This window comes from Micromonospora craterilacus (assembly GCF_003236315.1).
In the GTDB taxonomy this organism is placed as follows: domain Bacteria; phylum Actinomycetota; class Actinomycetes; order Mycobacteriales; family Micromonosporaceae; genus Micromonospora; species Micromonospora craterilacus.
The window spans coordinates 1-1,764 of record NZ_POTY01000453.1; the positions used below are offsets into that span (position 1 = coordinate 1).

Sequence of the window (1,764 nt, forward strand, 5' to 3'; positions counted from 1 at the left end):
GTGTGGGCGGGGTCGACGCGTTCGGCCGGGGCCGGCGCCGGCGGGGGAGTGCCGTCGCCGAAGGGCCGGCCGCCCAGGGCCTCGCGGCCGTGCGGGGTGAGCCAGTTCGACAGGTCGGGGCCGAGCGGCACCACGCCGGTGGGATTGATGTCCCGGTGCACCTCGTAGTAGTGCCGCTTGATGTGGTCGAAGTCGATCGTGTCGCCGAAGCCGGGGGTCTGGAACAGGTCCCGGGCGTACGCCCACAGCACCGGCATCTCGGCGAGCTTCTGTCGGTTGCACTTGAAGTGGCCGTGGTAGACCGGATCGAAGCGGACCAGCGTGGTGAACAGCCGTACATCCGCCTCGGTGATGGTGTCGCCGACCAGGTAGCGCTGCCCGGCGAGCCGCTCGCTGAGCCAGTCGAGCCGGTCGAACAGCCGGTGGTACGACCGCTCGTACGCCTCCTGGCTGCCGGCGAAGCCGCACCGGTACACGCCGTTGTTGACGTCGGTGAAGACCACCGCGTTGACCTTGTCGATCTCGGCGCGCAGCCGCTCCGGGTACAGCTCGGGCGCGCCGGTGCGGTGGTACGCGGTCCACTCGGTGGCCAGGTCCAGGCTCATCTGGGCGTAGTCGTTGGTCACCACCTGCCCGGTGGTCACGTCGACGATGGCCGGCACGGTGATCCCGCGTGGGTAGTCGTGGTAGCGGGCGAAGTACGCCTCCTGCAGGCGCTCGATGCCGAGCACCGGGTCCCGCCCGCCCGGGTCGAGGTCGAAGGTCCAGCTCCGGGCGTCGTGGGTCGGCCCGGCGACCGCCATCGAGATGGCGTTCTCCAGGCCCAACAGCCGGCGTACGATGATCAGCCGATTCGCCCAGGGGCAGGCCCGGCTGACCGCCAGCCGGTACCGCCCGGGCTCGACCGGGTAGCCGTCCCGCCCGTCGGCGGTGATCCGGGTGGTGATGTACCGCTGGTCCCGCTTGAACTCGCCGCCCGGCTCGACGTACTTGCCGCCGGTGCTCGTTTCGCCTTCGCCCATGCCGCGCCCCCAGCCGTTTCGCGATGCGTCCTCGGCTCCATCATCGCTGATCTTTCGGCGGTCGGCCGGGCGACGGCGGCGGGGCGAGCGGTCGAGCGTACGGGACGGTACTTCCACCTAGCCCCGGGTGGTGGTCGCGCGCGTCGTGGTCACAGGGCAGGATGTTCGGCATGAGCGAGCGAAGCGAGCCGGCCGGCGTGCCCGGCAGCGGCCTGGTCAAGGGGCTGGCGGTCACGCTCAAGACGATGACGAAGCGCTCCACCACCCGGCAGTACCCGGACGTCGCCCCCGACCTGCCGCCCCGCTCGCGCGGGGTGATCGCGCTGCTGGAGGAGAACTGCACGGTCTGCATGCTCTGCTCCCGCGAGTGTCCGGACTGGTGCATCTACATCGACTCGCACAAGGAGGAGGTGGCGGTGCCCGGTGCCGCCCGTCCTCGCCAGCGCAACGTGCTGGACCGGTTCGACATCGATTTCTCGCTCTGCATGTACTGCGGCATCTGCATCGAGGTCTGCCCCTTCGACGCGCTCTACTGGTCCCCGGAGTTCGAGTACGCCGAGTACGACATCAAGGACCTGCTGCACGACAAGGACCACCTGGGTGAGTGGATGGCCACGGACCGCACCGGGCGGCGACACCCCCGGTCGATCCGCCGGGAAGGACGAACGCCGGGTCCGACTCACGAGAACCTGCTTCCAGTTCGACGAGGGGTGGGGTTACGAACCGGCCGGGCGACACGTGT

1 protein-coding gene and 1 pseudogene are annotated in these 1,764 nt (G+C 70.0%); one reads left to right on the top strand and one right to left on the bottom strand.

The window, feature by feature from the left end; translation table 11 throughout:
- Positions 1-1,022: glutathione S-transferase family protein (locus tag C1I95_RS33715; RefSeq protein ID WP_111220140.1), on the bottom strand; the 1,022-nt coding region annotated here is incomplete at its 3' end.
- 161 nt (positions 1,023-1,183) lie between these two features.
- On the opposite strand from C1I95_RS33715, the pseudogene C1I95_RS33720 reads away from it, so the two are divergent.
- Positions 1,184-1,764 (top strand): annotated as a pseudogene (locus C1I95_RS33720) (NuoI/complex I 23 kDa subunit family protein); the annotation flags it as partial.